This is a genomic window from Schaalia vaccimaxillae DSM 15804, from assembly GCF_000420425.1.
In the GTDB taxonomy this organism is placed as follows: domain Bacteria; phylum Actinomycetota; class Actinomycetes; order Actinomycetales; family Actinomycetaceae; genus Pauljensenia; species Pauljensenia vaccimaxillae.
Genome location: NZ_ATUX01000007.1, coordinates 71,610 through 91,342, shown reverse-complemented (window position 1 = coordinate 91,342; position 19,733 = coordinate 71,610). Strand labels below are relative to the sequence as shown.

20 protein-coding genes are annotated in these 19,733 nt (G+C 57.1%); 9 read left to right on the top strand and 11 right to left on the bottom strand.

All coding sequences use genetic code 11. The annotated features are described in order from the left end of the window. Positions 1-16: 16 nt before the first annotated feature. Both G439_RS0105430 and G439_RS0105425 read left to right on the top strand, forming a co-directional pair. On the top strand, positions 17-403 hold the full coding sequence (locus tag G439_RS0105430; RefSeq protein WP_022868175.1) for a Fur family transcriptional regulator: 387 nt from the start codon (positions 17-19) through the stop codon (positions 401-403). A gap of 115 nt (positions 404-518) precedes the next feature. After that, positions 519-1,025, top strand: coding sequence for a hypothetical protein (locus tag G439_RS0105425; protein ID WP_022868174.1), 507 nt, complete (start codon positions 519-521; stop codon positions 1,023-1,025). A 44-nt stretch (positions 1,026-1,069) separates the two neighbouring features. Here the strand turns inward: G439_RS0105425 and G439_RS0105420 are convergent, their stop codons facing one another. The 3 genes from G439_RS0105420 to G439_RS0105410 are packed head-to-tail and all read right to left on the bottom strand — an operon-like array spanning position 1,070 to position 3,632. Next, complete coding sequence (locus tag G439_RS0105420) at positions 1,070-1,927, bottom strand: isoprenyl transferase (protein WP_022868173.1); 858 nt, start codon at positions 1,925-1,927, stop codon at positions 1,070-1,072. Then, positions 1,924-2,661, bottom strand: a complete 738-nt coding sequence (gene recO / locus G439_RS0105415) for a DNA repair protein RecO (protein WP_026459428.1) — start codon at positions 2,659-2,661, stop codon at positions 1,924-1,926. The genes G439_RS0105420 and recO overlap by 4 nt, the downstream gene beginning before the upstream one ends. A gap of 47 nt (positions 2,662-2,708) precedes the next feature. Then, the gene (locus G439_RS0105410; RefSeq protein WP_022868171.1) at positions 2,709-3,632 is read right to left on the bottom strand and encodes a DUF5692 family protein; all 924 of its coding nucleotides are present in this window, start codon (positions 3,630-3,632) and stop codon (positions 2,709-2,711) included. A 173-nt stretch (positions 3,633-3,805) separates the two neighbouring features. Here G439_RS0105410 and G439_RS0105405 point away from each other — a divergent pair, with 173 nt between their 5' ends. Beyond that, a complete protein-coding gene (locus G439_RS0105405) occupies positions 3,806-4,369 on the top strand; it encodes a TetR/AcrR family transcriptional regulator (protein ID WP_022868170.1) in 564 nt (187 codons plus the stop codon). 125 nt (positions 4,370-4,494) lie between these two features. Here the strand turns inward: G439_RS0105405 and G439_RS12380 are convergent, their stop codons facing one another. Then, a complete protein-coding gene (locus G439_RS12380; RefSeq protein ID WP_083940801.1) occupies positions 4,495-4,884 on the bottom strand; it encodes an SdpI family protein in 390 nt (129 codons plus the stop codon). 232 nt (positions 4,885-5,116) lie between these two features. Between G439_RS12380 and G439_RS12615 the strand changes: the two genes are divergently transcribed. Continuing rightward, entirely contained in the window at positions 5,117-5,263 is a 147-nt protein-coding gene (locus G439_RS12615) for a TetR-like C-terminal domain-containing protein (protein ID WP_022868169.1), read from the top strand. 9 nt (positions 5,264-5,272) lie between these two features. Here the strand turns inward: G439_RS12615 and G439_RS0105395 are convergent, their stop codons facing one another. Then, positions 5,273-6,274: a hypothetical protein gene (locus G439_RS0105395; protein ID WP_131333544.1), complete on the bottom strand. Its 1,002-nt coding sequence runs from the start codon at positions 6,272-6,274 to the stop codon at positions 5,273-5,275. Between the two features lie 617 nt (positions 6,275-6,891). Then, positions 6,892-8,646: a 2-isopropylmalate synthase gene (leuA, locus tag G439_RS0105390; RefSeq protein ID WP_022868167.1), complete on the bottom strand. Its 1,755-nt coding sequence runs from the start codon at positions 8,644-8,646 to the stop codon at positions 6,892-6,894. Positions 8,647-8,914: 268 nt separating this feature from the next. Between leuA and G439_RS0105385 the strand changes: the two genes are divergently transcribed. From G439_RS0105385 to G439_RS0105365, 5 genes are all read left to right on the top strand, one after another. Next, entirely contained in the window at positions 8,915-10,615 is a 1,701-nt protein-coding gene (locus G439_RS0105385) for an L-lactate permease (RefSeq protein ID WP_022868166.1), read from the top strand. Positions 10,616-10,871: 256 nt separating this feature from the next. Beyond that, on the top strand, positions 10,872-11,672 hold the full coding sequence (locus G439_RS0105380; protein WP_022868165.1) for a (Fe-S)-binding protein: 801 nt from the start codon (positions 10,872-10,874) through the stop codon (positions 11,670-11,672). A 1-nt stretch (position 11,673) separates the two neighbouring features. Then, positions 11,674-13,299 (top strand): LutB/LldF family L-lactate oxidation iron-sulfur protein, encoded by a 1,626-nt coding sequence (locus G439_RS0105375; RefSeq protein ID WP_022868164.1) that lies wholly within the window; start codon positions 11,674-11,676, stop codon positions 13,297-13,299. A gap of 2 nt (positions 13,300-13,301) precedes the next feature. After that, entirely contained in the window at positions 13,302-13,961 is a 660-nt protein-coding gene (locus tag G439_RS0105370; protein ID WP_026459426.1) for a LutC/YkgG family protein, read from the top strand. Positions 13,962-14,127: 166 nt separating this feature from the next. Further along, the gene (locus G439_RS0105365; protein WP_022868162.1) at positions 14,128-14,814 is read left to right on the top strand and encodes a DNA alkylation repair protein; all 687 of its coding nucleotides are present in this window, start codon (positions 14,128-14,130) and stop codon (positions 14,812-14,814) included. Positions 14,815-15,075: 261 nt separating this feature from the next. On the opposite strand, the gene G439_RS12515 is transcribed toward G439_RS0105365, so the two are convergent. The 5 genes from G439_RS12515 to G439_RS11280 all read right to left on the bottom strand — a co-directional run bounded on the left by G439_RS12515 (position 15,076) and on the right by G439_RS11280 (position 19,690). Then, the gene (locus G439_RS12515) at positions 15,076-15,480 is read right to left on the bottom strand and encodes a hypothetical protein (protein WP_131333542.1); all 405 of its coding nucleotides are present in this window, start codon (positions 15,478-15,480) and stop codon (positions 15,076-15,078) included. A 247-nt stretch (positions 15,481-15,727) separates the two neighbouring features. Then, on the bottom strand, positions 15,728-16,825 hold the full coding sequence (gene era, locus G439_RS0105360; RefSeq protein WP_022868161.1) for a GTPase Era: 1,098 nt from the start codon (positions 16,823-16,825) through the stop codon (positions 15,728-15,730). Positions 16,826-16,827: 2 nt separating this feature from the next. Then, positions 16,828-18,168: a hemolysin family protein gene (locus G439_RS11285; RefSeq protein ID WP_022868160.1), complete on the bottom strand. Its 1,341-nt coding sequence runs from the start codon at positions 18,166-18,168 to the stop codon at positions 16,828-16,830. Continuing rightward, positions 18,165-18,614, bottom strand: coding sequence for an rRNA maturation RNase YbeY (gene ybeY, locus G439_RS0105350; RefSeq protein WP_022868159.1), 450 nt, complete (start codon positions 18,612-18,614; stop codon positions 18,165-18,167). Before ybeY ends, G439_RS11285 begins: the two co-directional genes overlap by 4 nt. Beyond that, positions 18,611-19,690, bottom strand: a complete 1,080-nt coding sequence (locus G439_RS11280) for a PhoH family protein (protein WP_022868158.1) — start codon at positions 19,688-19,690, stop codon at positions 18,611-18,613. Before G439_RS11280 ends, ybeY begins: the two co-directional genes overlap by 4 nt. Positions 19,691-19,733 lie beyond the last annotated feature (43 nt).

Below are 19,733 nucleotides of genomic sequence, written 5' to 3'. Positions count from 1 at the left end.
GAATGCAGGAGGCAGCATGCAGCGCATGACTAAGCAGCGCCAAGCCGTATTCGAAGAACTCCAACGAGTCGTTGATTTCCGCTCGGCCCAACAGATTTTCGAGGACCTGCAAAAGTCTGGCCAAAAGGTAGGACTGGCCACCGTTTACCGCAACCTGCAGACCTTGGCAGACGATCATCGCGTGGACGTGCTTCGCTCCTCCGAGGGCGAGTCCCTGTACCGGGTGTGTGAGTCGGATGGTCACCATCATCACCTGGTATGTCGGGTATGCGGGCACGCTGAAGAAATTGCCCAGAAACAGATTGAGAAATGGGTGACTGAGGTCGCTGCTCAGCACGGTTTCACCGAGGTATCTCATTCAATGGATCTGTTCGGAGTGTGTGAGAATTGCGCCTCAGCCTGAGCGGCTATCTCCCACTTGAGCTTCACTGAGGCTAACCTAAGAAGCCTACCGTTGGTGTCGTGGCAACGCCCTCGACACACCACTGCATGAAACCGTACCAAGGAGAGCTTCAACAGTGACCCCCGACTGGGCTTCCGAGGGACTCCCCCTCATCATCTTCTTGTTCTTTGTCGTGCTCTTCCGCGCCCAAGGCACCTACTGGCTGGGCAGGCTCGCCGCAGCCGGAGCACTCGCCGGCCAAGGCAAAGACGGCTTCCTTGGAAAACTCGCCGCCTGGTTTAATGGACCAACACCTCGCAAAGGGGCTGCCCTGTTGGAACGGTGGGGACTCATCGTCATCCCCCTATGCTTCCTGACCGTGGGCATCCAAACAGCTGTCAATGCCGCCGCAGGCGTCGTACGCATGAAGTGGCTGACCTACACGCTGTGTATGATTCCCGGCTGCGTCCTGTGGGCACTGCTCTACGGCCTGGGCCTGCTGGCAATCTGGATGTCAACTTTAGGAGCCGTCGCAGGATCTCCCTGGGGATGGGCAGGAATCATCCTCCTCATTTGCCTCGTTTCCTGGCGCATCTGGTCAAAGCGCTCACACCGGTCGGCTCAGGCAGGCGAAGCTGCATAAAGAGCCGCTCAAAGCCGCAAATCAAGCCTCCGAGTTTCGTGGCTCTACGGGCCGGTCATTTTGCCACTGGTAATCGCATCCACAGCACCACCAAAGCGCCGCTCACGGCCCGAATACTCCAAGAGGCAATCCCACAGCGCCTCTCGGTCAAAAGCCGGCCAGGGCGTGGGCGAAAACATCATCTCCGCATACGCCAACTGCCACAGAAGGTAGTTTGAGATCCGTTGCTCACCAGAGGTCCGGATCATCAGGTCGACGTCGGGTACATCGGGAAGATAAAGGTGTCGGGCAAAGTTCTTCTCTGTCACCCCAGCGGGGCTCAGGCGCCCAGCAGCAACCTCTTTGGCAATAGTTTTGGCAGCATCGGCAATCTCAGCGCGTCCCCCGTAATTGACGCACATAACCAGATCCAAGGTGTCATTGTGCTTGGTGGCTTCGTCGGCCCGCTCCAACGCGTGAATGACCGACTTCCAAAGCTTGGGACGACGACCCGACCATCGCACATGCACGCCCCAGTCGTTGAGTTGGTCAGTGCGGCGAGCCAACACGTCACTGGCATAGTTCATGATGAAACGAACCTCTGCGGGCGAGCGTTTCCAATTCTCCGTGGAGAATGTGTAGACGCTCAGGTAGCGCACCCCGGCGTCAATAGCTCCAGCGATTGTGTCCATGAGCGCGTATTCGCCGGCGCGATGCCCTTCGGTTCTGGGCAGGCCACGCGAGTTCGCCCAACGTCCATTCCCGTCCATGACGAGGGCGACGTGGGCGGGCACTTCGTTTGCTGGTATCTGCGGCGCAGCTACCGGCCACTGCCCGGGTCCCAAGAGGCGGGCGCGCGGATCTTCAGGAGCCCGATCCATGGGGGTTGGGCGCAGGGTGGGTGAAGCAGCGTCATCACTCATGTTCGGCTCCTCTCAAGAACCTGCAATGACCTTAAGCGTCGTTCAAGGTGCCACTGAGTGTAGGAGGTGATCAGGCTGGATGCTTCCGAACGCGCATACCCTTGCGAAATATCAGCACTGGCCCAGTCCCCCGACAAAAGGTCACCCATGAGGGCCATCGCGTCGGGCGAGGGCGCAGCTGCCCCCACCGGACGGCAGTTATCGCAGACGGCGCCGCCCTCGGTAATCGAGAAAGCAGAATGTGGCCCCTGGGTCCCGCAGATCGCACAGTCGAAGCACGAGGGCGCCCAGCCGGCCAACGCCAACGAGCGGAGCATGTACGAGGTCAGGATGAGGGGCGGGTCGTGGCGGCGGTGCGCCAAAGCGAAGAGGGCTCCAATGAGGAGCAGATACTGGCTGTGCGCGCCTGATTCTTCGTCAGCAGTGAGCCGTTCGGCGGTTTCGACGACCACGGTGGCGGTGGTGAAGAGGTCGTAATCAGCTGCAATGAGGTCGCCATGGTTAGCGATGGATTCGACCTGCGTGATGGTGTCTAGGGTGCGGCCCTTGTGCAGTTGGACGTCGACGACGCTGAAGGGTTCGAGGCGCGCCCCAAACTTTGAGGTGGTGCGGCGCACCCCTTTGGCAACGGCTCGGACTTGACCGTGTTCGGCTGTCAGCAGCGTGATGATGCGATCAGCTTCGCCGAGCTTGTGGGTCCGCAGGACCACGGCCTCGTCTCGGTAGCTTTTGATCACCGGTCAATTGTCGCATTGTTACACAAGGGATGCGCCTTCGGCACTCAGGAATTTGCCTCCAGGACCTCGCGGTGAACCTTGAGATGGCTGTACAACTCATCTTTGAGCGGGTTCTTCTTATTGGCCACAATCACGTAAACCTGGTAGACGGCCACAGCAATATTTGCCAGCAGGGCAATGAGCGAAACAATGAACAGGGCCCGGGGGTCGTGGGAGGAATCGACCGCAAACTTCGAATCGGTGACGAAGTGAGGCACTGCCATGGTGAACATCATCCACAGGGCCAGGGTGTGGGCACGGTGCTGGAGCCAGGCGCCTTTCTTAATGAAGAAGGCGGGAATGGTGCACGAGATCAGCAGGGCCGCACCCGCGTAGAAAGAGTGGTCGCCGACGCAGTTGTAGACGTAGGCGAAGTTCCACAGGTCATAGGCGATGATCCAGAACCACACCATGTCCGGCCAGATCATGGTCTTGGCTTTGTCGTTGGAGATGATGATGCCGAACCAGCCGCAGATGGTCACCAGGTTGAGCAAGCCTGCGATGCCGTTCATGTAGTTCCATGAACCTGACACCATGAACACGCCGTCGACCATGTGATTGGCTCCCATGGCTCCGACCTCGAAGTCACGGATGCATGCTTCGGCAATGTTGATGGCGAGGATGGCTGCTGGGAAGGTCAGTGCCCATTTGTTGGCGGCAAGGCGCTTGGAGTAGCGGATAGCCATGAACCCGAGGCATCCAGCCAGTGCCGAGTAGACCTTGACCCAGTGGAACCATGTTCCGGTTGATGAGTCGGGGCCGGCCGTGGTGGGCCAAACAAAGATCGTCAAGATGATCGGTAAGACGATGAAGAAGGCGATGCCCGCCCACTTCCAGCGGCGGGTGATTTCGTTGAAGAGGATGAGGGCTGCAAGGACTGCGAACCAAGCTAGCCACGAGTACCAGGGGATCGTGTCGAAGAGAAACATTCCTACTCCTGCGAAGGATGGGTCACGCCTCGGGACTGGGCGTGTGTGGCACCACGGTACGAGGACGTGGTCGCGTTCGCTATGGACATTTTGACGAAAGTGTCTAGTAGTCTTTTATGAGTGTTTCCGCCGATGTGTCTGGTTTAAGTCATCTTGTGTCAAGAAGGGGTGTTGTGGCTACTGACGATGCTCGTCGTTTACTGGCTCACGCGTTGAAGAAGCAGTTGGCGCAGGTGCCTTTATCGAAGGTCACTGTGCGTGGCTTGTGTCAGGATGCAGGCATTAGTCGCCAGGCCTTTTACTATCATTTCTCTACCCTCAACGACCTGGCAGTCTGGACCTTCACAGACGAAATTGCTGACAGGATTTTGTCTCACGCATCGTATGAGGGATGGTCCGACGGATTTCTATCGATGCTCGTGTGGATGCGCGAACACCCCGATCAGACTTTCGCCGTGGTTCGTTCTTTATCAATTGAAGACCTGCAGCTGTTTCTCCACGCTCAATTACGCGCGATGATGGTGGTGATCGTCAATGAGTTATCCGAAGGAATCAAAATTGACGAGGACGACCGCGCCTTCATCATCGATCATTTCACCTTGTCAGTTTTGGGCCACACCATGCAATGGTTGGCAACACGGATGAAAGCCGATCCTTACGTCCTCGTCGAGAGAATCGAGCGGATCCTACGTGGTGGCGTGCGCCGGGCGCTCATTAAGTTTAGTGAAATACAATAGGCTGACACAACGGGGCCTCGTAGCAGACAAGACTACACACGCACAACACCAAACGCGCTTGCATAACACTTAGCTCGAACGTGCGTTTAGTTTAATCACTCTTTCACTTAATTCAAGATTCTCACTCATCTATTCTCGCTCAGTTCTATAATTGATCTGGCATACTTGTCTGCTTTTATTCCTCCTGCGACTATCAGGATAAAAATTATTCCTAATGAACCATAGAACATCTTAATGAGATACCAGAAGGAGGTTGGAAAAGCGCAGATAGCTATTAAGGCTAACCCACTTACAATAAACCCTATAGAGGATATAAGAAATATCCATGCATATCGACGATGAACAGAAGACCAGACATCTCCAGAAAACATTGTATTTCGCGTCCTCAATCCTATGATTTGGTTGAGCGGAAGAGTCCTTGTAACAGCCTTTTTAAACAAAAATAAAAAGAATACGGCTACAAGAATTAATGCGATACCACCAACGCAATAAGCTAGCGATTCTTTATCAAGCACTATGACCTCCTAGTAAGGATGACTAGCGACTCCACCCGCCCGACAGGAGACACCCTTGAACACAAAACGTTCAGCGTGCCATGCACAGAAGCTAAGTCTTTTATAGGCACTATCCCCGATAGTATGCTACCTTCTACCTGCACGGTCATAACGCTGGGCATTAACGTCTCTGATGACATCTAAATAGTCAATCGAAGACCTGCAGTTGTTTCTTCACGCGCAATTACGCGCGATGATGGTGGTGATCGTCGATGAGTTATCCGAAGGAATCGCAATTGACGAGGACGACCGCGCCTTCATCATCGATCATTTCACCTTGTCGGTTTTGGGCGTCCTTCGCGGCAGTTTTGGGCGTCCTTCGCGGGGAGAAGGAGAATGAGGAAGGGAGCTAGGCGTAGGGACTGATGTAGCGCGAGTCTTTAAGGAACGACCACCTGTGGTAGTGATTCACGATCTTGGCGATTGCCCACGGCACAGACGCAATACAGCACGTCACGGCCGTAGTGATCATGAAAAGATTGTCAAACCTCCACAAATGCTGATCCCACAGGGTGGCGCTGATCGTCGCGGCGGTCAGTAGGATCACAAACCACGATCCCAAAAGGGCAAGCTTGTCCTGGCCATTTGTTCGCGGCGGCACTTTCTTGATAAAAGCGCCGCGGGTTCTCTGCCGATACGTTGCTATATAGCCGAAAGGCCCCCTGAACACCGCAAGTACCCACATGGGAAAAGCAATCAGTAGTGCCGCTAACGCATGGCCTGGGATATAAACATCCTCAAGCATGTCGGCCCGATTAAGCAGACCCCAGACCAGGACAATCCACAGGCTCATCACCTCTATGCAGGTGATAGTTCTTGAACGTCGATTTCCATTACCTGCCTCAAGCACCAGATCGACGCTTGGCGCTCTGTCCCATTCCTCAGCTTTGGCAGTAATCCGAGAGCTCAATGCTTGCCCAGGGATGACGAATCCTGACCAAGCCGGTCGAATACGTGTAGGAATCAGATTAGAAGATCGCGCCTTTCCAGTCTGCTGTCCACCTGCGTCGGGGTCTTGCGCAAAGCGACTCATAAAGGTACGCACTAGCCCCAATCTGGCAACCACTGGACCAAACAGAGGAATTATCAGACCAGCAAGCAAGACCATCATGATCATTGCTGGCGGCCCAGAACCCAGAAGTTGAAATACCGCGACAACCATCATCGCAGCAGCGCTCAGAACCAAACAGGTTCGTAACATCCAGCCAACAACGACGGCCTTACGGGCAGAGAAAGCTAATCCTGCATCCAGGTCGCCCTGCGGGAGAGTTTCAATCTCTCGACTGCCAATAGTGGTTGAACTCAAAACCACGCCGGAAAAACCCATTACAAGCGCGGCGCCGAGAATCACCCAAGCAGGCTGCGTGGGTGACGACCCTTCACTCCAGATCAAGGAAAAAACTACGACGAGCATACAGATCAGAAATAACCTCAGGCTCAGTCTGATCCGCCAATGGCCCCTCATGTAAGCGTCCCACTTTTGCCAGGCCAAAGTGCGGCCCAGTAATGGAGGGCGCGCAAGCCCAGTGGCTTTCACTAATACCCAACTGTCGCCTTCGCGCCTGGCATAAAAGCCCGAAGCGAGAGGAATGACGCTGTGGCTGGACACCCACACCCCGTTCGGATGTGGCTGCGTCACTCGTTTTTTGCGAGAACCTTGGCCGTGTTCATGTGTTTGAACGCCCTGGCTATTGGACGTTTCCTCGGGCTCAGCCGTCTCCTCAGTGCTCGCACTTGGTGGGATATCCAGGCCCGGTTTGGAAGCCTCAGCGTTGTCGCCCCCGGATTCGTGCACGGACCAGCCCTGATCGGGACTGAAATTCGACACAGCATGAGGATCTTGCAAACGACCGGACCCAATGGCTCCTACTCCGGTGGCGTCATCCATCTGAGGTGCAGAATCAACTGTCCCATCTTCGTTAGGCGCCCACTTGCTCGGCTCTTTGCCGCGACGCTTAGGCCGTCCCATCAGCGCAAGGCGCGGTTGACGGCGGAGATGACGGCCTTGTACGAGGCCCTGGTGATCGACGAGTCGATGCCCACACCCCACACGATCTGACCGTCAACCGCGGCCTCCACATAGGCAGCGGCCTTCGCGTCGCGCCCCTGACTCATCGCGTGCTCAGAATAATCCAAGACGCGTACATCCAGATCAAAATCATGCAGGCCACTAACGAAGGCGTCGATAGGGCCGGTACCGATGGCAGCCACATCCACAGGCTCCCCAGAATCGAGCACAACCGCACGCAGCTCCACGCTGTCATCATCAAGGGAAACAACCTGAGAACTCTTGAGTTCAAAACGTCCCCACGGTTGCAGGCCCTCAGCCGCAGAATTGGGCAGGTATTCATCAGCGAAGATCGTCCACAGGTTAGCGGCGTTGATTTCGCCGCCAAAAGTATCGGTGTGACGCTGAACAATCCGCGAGAACTCCACTTGGAGGCGACGGGGCAAATCGAGGTTATGTGCCGCCGACATCAGGTAGGCGACGCCTCCCTTTCCGGACTGCGAATTCACGCGCACCACGGCCTCGTAAGAGCGGCCCACGTCATGCGGGTCAATCGGCAGGTAGGGCAGCTCCCATACAACCGCGTCCTCGTTGCCACCGGCAGCATCGACCAACTTCTGGCGCGCAGCAAAACCCTTCTTAATCGCATCTTGATGGGACCCAGAAAAGGACGTGTACACCAAATCGCCAACGTAAGGGGCTCGCACAGGCGTATCCATTTGGGTACAAAACTCGACTGTGCGGCGAATTTCATCCACGTCGGATAGGTCCACGCCCGGGTCGATACCTTGCGAAAACAGGTTCAACCCCAAAGTCAGCAAGTCCACATTGCCGGTACGCTCCCCCTGACCCAGCAAACACCCCTCAACACGATCAGCTCCTGCCAACAACGCCAGTTCAGCTGACGCAACACCCGTACCGCGGTCATTGTGCGGATGGACGGAGATCGCAATGTGTTCGCGTCGGCTCAGGTTGCGGCTCATGAACTCAATCTGGTCGGCGTACACATTCGGGGTGGCACGTTCAACCGTGGCCGGCAGGTTCAAGATGATTTCGCGCCCGTCCTCGGGCTGCCAAATATCCATGACCTTTTCGCAAATTTCCAGCGCAAAGTCTTGCTCTGTATCAACGAAAATTTCCGGAGAGTATTCGAAACCGAAAATCGTTTCTTCGCCAAGTCTCTTCTCCGCCTGGGCCATGACCTCGCGGGTACCGAACTCAGCCAGCTCAACAGTCTGAGTTTTGTCGTTGCCAAAAACGATATTGCGGAACACGGGAGCGGTCGCGTTATACAGGTGGACGGTGGCTCTGGGGAAGCCCACCATCGCTTCGACTGTGCGTTCGATAATCTCTGGGCGCGACTGGGTCAGAACCGACACGGTGACATCCTCGGGCACGGCCTCGTCCTCAATGAGGGAACGCACGAAGTCAAAGTCGGTCTGGGATGCGGCTGGGAAACCAATCTCGATTTCTTTGTAGCCCAGGCTCACCAGCAGGTCGAACATTTTGCGTTTACGTATCGGGTCCATCGGCTCAATGAGCGCCTGGTTGCCGTCACGCAGATCGGTAGACATCCAGCGCGGTGCGCGGGTAATGCGTTTGGACGGCCAGGTTCGATCCGGCAAATCGATAGGGTTGGTGTCAAGGAATGCGCGATATTTTGACGTGGGCATTCCAGAGCCGGTGGGAGTAGGAACGGTGTCTGTGGTTTTCACGAGTGAGTCCTCCGTGCGTTATGCGTGGATCCGAGGGGATTCGAGTCGGACACGCTCAATAAGCCGCGGCGGGGTTCCGACCCGTATCAGGCCCCGACGCGGCGAAGAAGCAGAAGCAGTCCCTGGCGCATACCTCACACTGTAATAGCCGAGGGCAAATCGACGATGTCAAAGAACGAATCGTGGGACACCGGCCCCGCGGGCGTGCCATCATCGAAGACATCTGAACGCACTGACAGACACCTAATTTTGAAAGCCAGGACCAGCGATGTTCCCAACAATGCTGACGATAACGCCCGCTCTTCACGCACTTTTCCCCACTTCGTTTACCCCCTCGACCACCGCGGTGGGAGGCAATGTCTTTTTGACAGCATTGGTTGGGCTTCTTCCTCTCATCGCTTTCTTCGTCCTCATGGGTGTCTTCAAAATCAAAACCCACTGGTGTTCTCTCATCGCTTTGGCCTTGGCTCTCATCATCGCTGTCGTCGGATTCCAGATGCCGGTCGGCATGTCGGTACTGTCGGCCACTCAAGGCGCCGCAATGGGCCTGATCCCCATCGTCTACATCATCATCGCAGCCGTTTGGCTTTATAACCTGACGGAAAAGTCTGGTCGGTCCACCGACCTCAAAGCGGTTTTTAACGTCATCGGCAAAGGCGATCAGCGGGCCCAGGCTCTCATCGTGGCTTTCTCCTTTTGCGGCCTTTTAGAGGGCCTGGCCGGATTCGGAGCTCCCGTCGCCATCTCGGGAGCCATGCTGCTGACCTTAGGAGTCAAGCCTCTCAAGGCTGCCATTGCAACGATTGTTGGTAATGCCATCAATGTTGGTTTCGGGGCGATGGCCATCCCCGTGACCACGGCAGGCAAACTTGGGGGCGTCGATCCACAGGTGGTCGCCATGAATATGGGCCATGTGACTTGGGTGTTCTGCCTGATCGTTCCCCTTATTGTTCTGCTGATTTTAGACGGGGTACGAGGCGTCACCCAACTGTGGCCGCTGGCCCTCGTTGCGGGAGTCGCATCAGCAGTCGGGCACTTCTTTACGCCATCCATCTCCTACGAATTAACCGCGGTAGTCGCATCTTTGCTGGGCCTAGCGGCCTGCTACCTGTTCCTCCTCGTATGGACTCCCAAGACTCCGCAGGAATATCGAACCCATGTGGACGAGGCCGACCGCCCCAACGCAGAACGAGTCACGCTGGCTCTGCTGCCTTATGTTCTGGTCGTGGTCATTATCGCCGTGACGAAACTGTGGAAGGTTGGCGTGGATTTAGCCGCAGCCCTTTCAGCCACCGACATTAAGGTGGGTTGGCCGGGCATCTACGGGCAGCTTTTAGACCAGCAGGGTGAACCGTCCTCCAGCGCTATCTACAACCTACAGACACTTTCCAACCCTGGGACTTGGATTTTCTTAACCGCAGCAATTGTTGCTGCCGTGTACGGGACCCACAGTTCGGGCGGGCGTTTCAAGACGTCGGTGGGAGAAATGTTCGCTGTCCTGCCCAGGACGATCTACAACCTACGGATGTCGATTCTGACCATTGCGTCGGTCATGGCTCTGGCTTTCGTCATGAATTTTTCGGGCCAGACCAGTGCGGTGGGTGCCGCCTTGGCGAGTGCCGGCGCGGCTTTCGCTTTCTTCTCCCCCATCCTGGGGTGGTTGGGCACGGCGGTTGCCGGTTCGGCGACGAGCGCTGGCGCCCTCTTTGCGAATCTGCAGGCCACGGCGGCTCAAGGGGCGGGACTGGATCCTCGGATTTTGCTTGCCGCTAACACAGTGGGCGGAGGCCTTGGCAAGATCGTGTCTCCGCAGAATCTGGCGATTGTGGCTGGGGCGGTCAACGAGCCGGGGACTGATGCGGAGATTTTGAAGAAGGCCGCACCCTATTCCCTTGGGCTTCTTCTCCTGTTGTGCGTGCTGATTCTGGCGGCTTCACAGGGTTGGTTGGGGGCGTATATGCCGGCGTGAAAGCTTGACCAAACCCATTGTTAACAACAAAAAACAAAATTGTCGTTAAGTAATAGGTCCCGCGCCACCGGCCTTGCACACGCCCAGCACACTGGATGAACTGGACACCAGACTGCGATTTTTCCTCAAAAAATCGGGGATAGTGACTCTCGCCCAGCGGCCTTTCCAATATGGCGCGACCTGGGACTTCCTTCCCGGTCGTAACCTGACAGAGCAGGTCCTGCTCGCAGATGAGAAGACCAGGAAAGGAACGCTGATGCGTATAGCTCTGTTCGCTACCTGTCTAGCTGACGCCATGTTTAGTCAAGCAGCTCAGGCAACGGTCGTCCTCCTCGAAAGACTCGGCCACGAAGTGGTGTTCCCAGAAGGCCAGGTGTGCTGCGGCCAGATGCACGCCAACACCGGCTACTTCGACAAAGCCGCAGAAATTACGCGCAATCACATCAAAACCTTCGAACCCGTTCTCGACGGGGAATGGGACGCCATCGTCACCCCTTCTGGTTCGTGCGCTGGGGCAGCTCGACATGAACAGCGCCTCGTCGCCGACCACGTCGGCGATACAGCCCTTGGCAAGCAGGTTGACCGAGTCGGCGCCCACACCTACGACCTGTCCGAACTCCTCGTCGACGTCCTGGGCGTGACCGACGTCGGTGCCTATTTCCCGCACACAGTCACCTACCACCCGACCTGCCATTCCATGCGTGTTGCCCACGTGGGAGACCGCCCGTACCGGCTACTGAAAGCAGTGGACAGTCTGACCTACGTGGAGCTTCCCGACGAAAAAGTCTGCTGCGGTTTTGGCGGCACCTTCTCGGTGAAGAACCCTGAAGTATCAACCGCGATGCTCGCGCAAAAGGTCTCCAACATTATGTCGACCCGAGCCGAAGTGATCTGTACGGGCGACTACTCCTGCCTGATGAATATCGGAGGCGGTTTAGCACGTATGCAGTCCGGCATCCGCATTATGCATTTGGCTGAGATCCTCGCTTCTACGAAAGAAGCCCCCTTCGTCGGCAATATTTCTTTTGCCCCTTCGAGCGCACAGGTGGTGTCCTGACATGTCGACTTTTCTGGGAATGCCCTCCCCCACTGTGATTCCGTCCTCGTCCGAAGTGCACACCGGCGGGTGGCGCACGGACGTTGAGATCCCCAGCGACACCCTGCGCTGGGGACCGACCTTCCGCGAGGGCGCGAAGAAAACCTTGGCGAACACGCAGATGCGCCGCAACTTAGGCCATGCGACCCGCACGATTCGAGACAAGCGACAGATGCGGGTCGACGAGATGCCCGATTGGGAGGCACTGCGTGACGCCGCCGAAGCCGTCAAATTTGAGGTTGCCTCGCGTCTGCCTGACCTCCTTGAAGAGTTTGAAGCCAATGTGACGGCTCGCGGTGGCATTGTCCACTGGGCGCGCAACGCTGCTGAAGCCAACCGCATCGTTGCCAGCATCATCAAGTCCAAAGGCGTTGACGATGTTGTCAAGGTCAAGTCCATGGCTACGCAGGAAACGAACCTCAACGAATATCTCAAAGATGAGGGCATTACTGCTCACGAAACTGACTTGGCCGAAATGATCGTCCAACTGGCTGATGACATGCCCTCCCATATCGTGGTGCCAGCCATCCACCGCAACCGTTCAGAAGTGCGCGGAATCTTCCTGGACCGGATGGAGGACGCTCCCGAGGACCTGTCTGATGATCCCGAAGAACTCGCGGGGGCCGCGCGCGCCCATCTGCGCAAGAAGTTCCTCCACGCCAAGGTTGCGGTGTCGGGAACGAATATGGGTGTTGCTGAGACGGGGACGGTGTCGATCTTCGAATCGGAAGGCAACGGGCGCATGTGCCTGACCTTGCCGGACACACTCATCACGCTGATGGGGATTGAAAAGCTCGTCCCCCGCTACCAGGACATTGAGATTTTCTCCCAGCTGTTGCCGCGCAGCGCAACGGGTGAACGGATGAACCCCTACACCTCGATGTGGACTGGGGTGACGCCAGGCGATGGGCCGCAAGAATTCCACCTGATCCTTATGGATAACGGTCGGACGAAAACACTGTGTGACCCGATTGGACGCCAAGCGCTGGCCTGCATCCGCTGCGGCTCGTGCATGAACATCTGTCCCGTCTACCAGCACACGTCGGGCCATGCTTACGGTTCGATCTACCCCGGGCCGATCGGCGCGATCCTCACACCCCAACTCACCCAGGGTTTGGCTGATGACGATCCGGTGCACACACTGCCTTTCGCTTCGTCTCTTTGCGGAGCCTGCGGGGAGGTTTGCCCCGTCAAGATTGACATTCCCACGATCCTCATCCATTTGCGTGCCCGTTCGGTGGACGTCAAACGCCGAGCTGTTCCTGACATCTGGGATTTGGCAATGAGTGCGACGACGCCAGCGATGAGTAATTCAAAAGTATGGGAGGCGGCCTCGCAGGCTGCCAAGGCTACCCGCTTGTTGGGCGCACGTTCGGGGCGCATCGGACATATCCCCCTTCCCGTTGTTGAAGGGTGGACGCAGTCGCGAGATGTCCCGGTCACGCCGCAGGAGACTTTCCGTCAGTGGTGGAATCGCACGCACCCGGATTCGGATGCTTCAGCTCCGCGCAGCGATGAGCCGGTTAAAGGAATCCCTTTGGCTGGGCCGCACGGAATGACGACCCGCACGAATGATGAGGAGGAGTGACGGTGGACGCGAAGACTGCGATTCTTCTGCGCGCAAAGGATGCGATTTCACGCTCCCAGCAGGGCCGCCCAATTCGCGAGGTTCCGCGCGAGTATATTCGCGTCGGCGAGCACGCCCCTGGGTCTGAACCGGTTGTGGAGGAGATGATCGAGAAGCTTGAGGATTACTCCGCGCAGGTTGCTGTAGCCCCAAGTGAAGACGAGATTGTCGAAGCGATCGACCGTTTTCTCACCGAAGCCAAGGCAGCGTCGGTTGTTGTCCCTTCGGGGCTTCCTGACGCGTATAAAGAAGCTGCTGGGCGCGGCGGGCGCACGGTTTATGAGGATTCGCGGCAGGACCCGATTCCGACGCTGGAGTTGGACAAGATTGACGCTGTGCTGACGTGTTCGCGCGTGTCTATCTCGATCTCGGGCACGATTTGTTTGGACGGCGAGCCTGACCAGGGGCGGCGAGCGATTTCGCTGGTACCGGACACTCATGTGGTGGTCATTGAGCGCGAGATGATTCAGCCGACTGTCCCGCAGGCGGTGGACGTCCTCGGACAGAATCCGACGCGGCCAACGACGTGGATTGCGGGCGGTAGCGCGACCTCGGACATTGAGTTGGTGCGGGTCAACGGCGTGCATGGGCCTCGCCAGTTGCGTGTCGTTATTGCTCATTGACGAGGGCGGGGCGTGTGCCTGGCGTTTAGCCGCCAAAAGGCGGGCGCGTTCGGGTTGGCCTGAAGGATCGTGCCTCCCAGCTGACGTGTTCCTGCCAAAACGCGGGCCGTCCTCGGGCTATCCCTAAACTGGACGTGCACACAACTAGCTATGGGAGGCCAACCACATGCTGAGCGTTGAGCACTTGGCGGACGCAGGAAACGCCGCTTTTATGGCGCGCCTGCTGCCCACCGTTGATCCGGCAACGATTCTGGGGGCCCGCACCCCTGCTTTACGCGCTTTTGCCAAGGATGTTTGGCGCTCGCGCAAGGACGAGGTCGACGCGTTCCTTGAGGCTGTTCCGCACGAGTTGTTCGACGAAAATATGCTCCATGGCCTCTTGGTGGCCCAGGAGGAGGACTTTGATACCTGTTTGGTACGGGTCGAAGAGTTTTTGCCGTATGTTGATAACTGGGCGGTCTGCGACTCAATGAATCCGAGGGCTTTGGCGGCAGATCTTGGGACGTTGGAGTCATATGCGCGCAGGTGGATGGCCGCGGAACATGTGTACACCAGACGTTTCGGCGTCGGGGTCATGATGGAGTATTTCCTTGGCGAGGCGTTTCGGCCAGAGTTTTTGGCCTTGGTGGCTGAGGCGCAGTGCGATGAATACTACGTACAGATGATGATCGCCTGGTACTTCGCGACCGCAGCGGTAAAACAGCCCAACGATGCTCTGCCTTGGCTGGTTGAGGATCGCTTGACTCCTCGGGTTCAGCGGATGGCGATCCAAAAGTGCGTTGAGTCGCGTCGCGTCCCGGACGAGGTGAAGGATCTGCTGCGCGAGGTCCGCGCTGGTATTGGCCGCGACTAGGCATCAAAGAGGCCGAATTAAGGCCGGGATATTGATGCCGGCGCCACTGTGGATGCGGGACCGTTGGCCAGCTCCGCGTCCATTCGCGGCCATGCACCAAGTACTACGTCAGACGATGCCCTGAGCGTTTGAGTGCCGTCTTGTGCACTACTTCGTGCACGCCGTTCGCCTTCTACTATCCAATGCCGGAAGGTCGGTTGTTCAACGAGGGCGGGATCGGCCTCGTCAGTGGTGGGCGATGTTAGGGAACTATTTTTGCGTTTACTGTTCTTTTACAAAACGTGTCAGTAGTGGTCGTCCTTGGGGATCAAGATAGGAATTAAGAAGCTCCACCGGATCCGCATCAATAATCCAAGAAAGTTGAACTAGGTTGGAATAGTTCCTTGCGGTTGCATACATCCGAATATCACGCTGCACCCCATCGGGCCCCACCAACGTACCTTCGCTATATCCATCCAACAGCACCGGCTCCCACCCAGGGCGAATACTGCCTAAATCAGACGGTAACCAAATAGGACGAGGACCAAAAGACGGAGCCAACTGACTCAAAAACCAATTAAACACCGGCACAGGATCAGGCGAACTAATATCAGCAAAACGCCGCTCATTACGCTCAACCGTCCCGTAACACCACCGCCCATCCTCAAACCACACATGAAACTTCAACGACGCATCAAGATAAAAACCCTCGCAGTCGACACAAAAGCCCAACGCCCCGCAGACTCAAAAAACCCAACAACCTCATCCATCCAACCCAACAGGCTTCGACACTCCCCTCAGAACTCCTCTTTATGCCCCATAAAGATTCATGTGCCGTTCGACGTAGCTCCTGGGAAAATGCGTGATCGGCAAATCCCAAGACTGCACAACGCTCCTATACGACTCCACAGCGGAACTGACCGCGACTTGGCAGCTAGAACCCTAGACGTCCCAACATCTTGGGATCGGACTGCCAATCTTTTGCTGTACGCACATGCAGGTCTAAGAAGATGCGGCGCCCCAACAATTCCTCGATTTGCTGCCGGGACTTCGTGCCAATGTCTTTGAGACGCGCCCCACGTTTGCCAATGATGATGGCTTTTTGGGAATCGCGTTCGACGTAAACATTGACGTGAACATCCAGTAGCGGCTCGCGGGTGTCACCTTCACGACGAGGGCGCTCAATAATCTCCTCAACCTGGACAGCCAGCGAATGCGGCAACTCGTCGCGCACGCCTTCAAGCGCGGCCTCGCGAATGAACTCGGCGATCAACGTATCTCGCGATTCGTCAGTGACGTCACCTGCGGGGTACAGCGGTGGCGATAACGGCACGTGGTCAACGAGGACGTCCTTGAGTGTCTCAATACCGTCACCATCAAAAGCAGAAACGGGAACAATCGCAGCGAAGTCACCCATCTGATCAATAGAGAGCAGGTGCTTCATCAGGCGCTCGCGCGACACAAGATCACACTTCGTGGCAACGGCGATCACGGGCCTGCGAACGTCACGAAGCTCGCGCGCAATGAACTGGTCCCCCGGCCCGACTCTCTGGTCGGCCGGCAGACAAAAGACCACGCAATCAACCTCGGCCAGCGCCTCACGCACCATGTCGTTGAGTCGTTTGCCCAACAGCGTGCGGGGCCTGTGATAGCCGGGCGTATCAACGAGGACGAGCTGGGACTTCTCCCCATGTACGATGCCACGAATATTGTGGCGTGTGGTCTCTGGACGCCCAGAGGTGATCGCAATCTTCTGGCCGACCAGCGCATTTGTCAGCGTCGACTTACCAACATTGGGGCGCCCCACAATGGAGATGAACCCCGCGCGGAAGTCTTCTGGATAGTCAGGCATCATCAGCCCCACACCAGCGTTGGCTTCGTCGCGTAAAGCCTGGACGTCAGTCATATGTTCGAAAGCATCAATGTCGATGTTGTCGACGTCCTCGATGCCTTCAAGGTCGTCGACCTCGATGTTTTCGTCGTCGAAGGCGTTGGGTCCGGCCTTGAGTTCTTCGTCGGAGGGAAAGTGCATGGTTACTTCTCCTTCGTTGGGCCTTCGGCGATTGCTTCGGCCTCGTCCGTTTGGTCTTCGATCTTGGAACACACGATGGTGCCGACCTGGCGGCGCCGACCTCGTGCCTCTTCAGCTGCCATGCGCACGCCGGCGGCCTCACCGACGGCACCGGGCAAAGGAACGCGGCCAATTGCCTTGGCCAGCAGGCCACCTACCGAATCCACATCCTCGTCCTCGATCTCAATGTTGAAGATTTCGCCCAATTCTGAAATGGGGAACCTCGAAGGCACCCTCCAGACGCCGGCCTGAATCTCTTCGGGCTCAACAACGTGGCGGTCGTGTTCGTCCGTTAGCTCGCCCACGACCTCTTCAATGAGATCTTCGAGGGTGACCAGGCCCGCGATGCCGCCGTATTCGTCGACGACGATAGCCATATGGAAATGTTCGGCCTGCATTTGTCGCAGGAGGTCATCGGCGGGCTTCATTTCGATGGTGAACTCGGCCGGACGCATCATCTGTTCGGCCGTCAGATCCAGGTCCGTACCGTACATGTCGAGGCGCTGCACCACATCCTTGAAGTAGAGGGTGCCTCGTACGTCGTCCACGTCGTCTCCCACTACGGGCACGCGTGAGAATCCTGAACGGACAAAGAGCCGCAGTGCTTTCGCTGCGGGCAGGTCTGCGTCCGCTGTGACCATGTCGGTTCGTGGGACCATGACTTCACGTACCAGCGTGTGTCCGAGGTCGAGGACGGAACGCAGCATCTCCCGATCCTCTTCTTCCAGGCCTTCTGTTTCACCGACCTCATCGACCATTTCACGCAGGTCATTTGCCATTTCGGCGCGGGCTTCGGCTTCAGTTTGAGCGGGCTGGGGCATACGACCTCGGATCGCTTCAACCAACGGATCAAAGACGCGCGTTGACGCGACCATCTTTGAGACCCAGGTGGCGCCAGCCAACCCGACTTTCTCAGGGTTGCGACTCCCCCACCTGGTGGGCAAGGTAGCAATGAAAAGGAATTGCAGAGCCGAAATCACAGCCAAGGCCAGTAATGCTGCTGCCCACCACGCCAGCCCCGTTCCAACAAACACCAGGGTCAGGCACACGGAATAGACAACTTGAAAGAAGGTACGAAAACCTCTGAGCGCCAAAGAAGAACGGACTCGATGTTCGAGCAGACCATACAGCGTGCGGCTGTGGCGCCTGTCCTCTTCGACAAGGTCCTCGGCTGCTGCCAGGGAGAGCCCTTGGAAAGCCACGTCGATTGCCTGTAGGACACTGGCCAATACGAGGGCCACGAGGCCAACGATGAGCAGTGCAATGACCGGAATGTCAATGATTTCAGCGGTTGATACAGTCATCGCGTCGCCAGGAAAGTCAGGAGGAGTTTGCGTTGCAGGTCAAACATTTCGGCGCGTTCGGCTTCTTCCTGGTGGTCGTATCCAAGCAGGTGAAGCATGCCGTGGGTGGCCAGAAGGAGCATTTCTTCCACGGTTGAATGTCCCGCGTCCCTCGCCTGTTTTTCCGCAACCTGCGGGCAGATACAGATGTCTCCCAGAGTACCCGTCGGCGTGGGATTGTCGGCGGTTCCGGGGCGAAGCTCATCCATAGGGAAACTCATGACGTCGGTGGGGCCGGGCAGGTCGAGCCAGCGGATATGCAGGTCCGTCATGGGTTCGGGGTCGATGAAGAGGATGTTGAGTTCAGCGTCGCTGGCCACGTGCATGGCGTCGAGGACGTAGTCGGCTAGGGCCGAGAACTCCGAGCAGTCGATCTGGTAGTCAGTTTCGTTAATGACCTCAGTCATGAGCGTTCCTCCCTGGATCGGTGCTGGGTTCTGGCGTGCGATCCGCCTCCTGCACGCATACGGCTTCGACCCGATTCGGCGCGGAGTCTGCGCCGTGCCTGGTCTTTTTCATCCCAGCGTGCATAGGCATCAATGATTTGGCCAACGAGTTCGTGGCGGACAACGTCAGCGCTGGTCAGGTGGCAAAACTCGATTCCGTCGATTCCATCCAGGATTCCTTGGATCACGGCCAAACCGGATTGCTGGGCTCCGGGAAGATCCACCTGCGAAATATCGCCGGTGACAACCACTTGGGAGTTAAAACCAAGCCTGGTGAGGAACATTTTCATCTGGTTGGCCGTGGTGTTTTGGGCCTCGTCCAAAATAATGAAGGAATCGTTGAGTGTGCGCCCTCGCATATACGCCAAAGGCGCGACTTCGATGGTGCCCGCGGCCATGAGTTTGGGTAAGGCTTCAGCGTCGAGCATGTCTTTGAGGGCGTCATAGAGGGGACGCAGATACGGGTCGATCTTGTCGGTTAATGAGCCGGGCAGGAAGCCCAAGTTTTCGCCTGCTTCGACGGCTGGGCGAGTTAAAACAATGCGGCGCACCTGGCCAGAAAGGAGCCGTTGGACTGCCTGAGCCATCGCTAAATAGGTTTTACCCGTACCTGCCGGGCCGATCCCAAAGACCACGGTGGAGCGGTCAATAGCGTCGACGTAGTCTTTTTGCCCGGCAGACTTGGGTCGGATCGACCGGCCTCGAACAGACAAAATTTCGTCGGAGGCCGCAGACGCGAGGGCGGTCGCAGTCAGCAAACCTACAGCGTGTTCAACGGCCGCAGCATCCAGGGGTTGGCCGCGTTTAGCCAAGGAGATCAGTTCTTCAAGGAGCTGGGCCGCAGTATCAATATCGTGCTGGCTACCCGTGAGGGTGATTTCGCGTCCAACTACTACGATGCGCATGTGCGCGAAGCCGCGTTCGACGGCGCGCAACACCTGGTCGGATGTCCCCAGCACCATGATCGGATCGAGGTCAGCAGGAATGACGACGCGACGGCTGGTCGCGATGAGGTTTTGGGCGGTGGGCTCACTCATGTGTTAAGGCTGTGCTCCTTGATTTATCGGCTGGAGTCAGTCT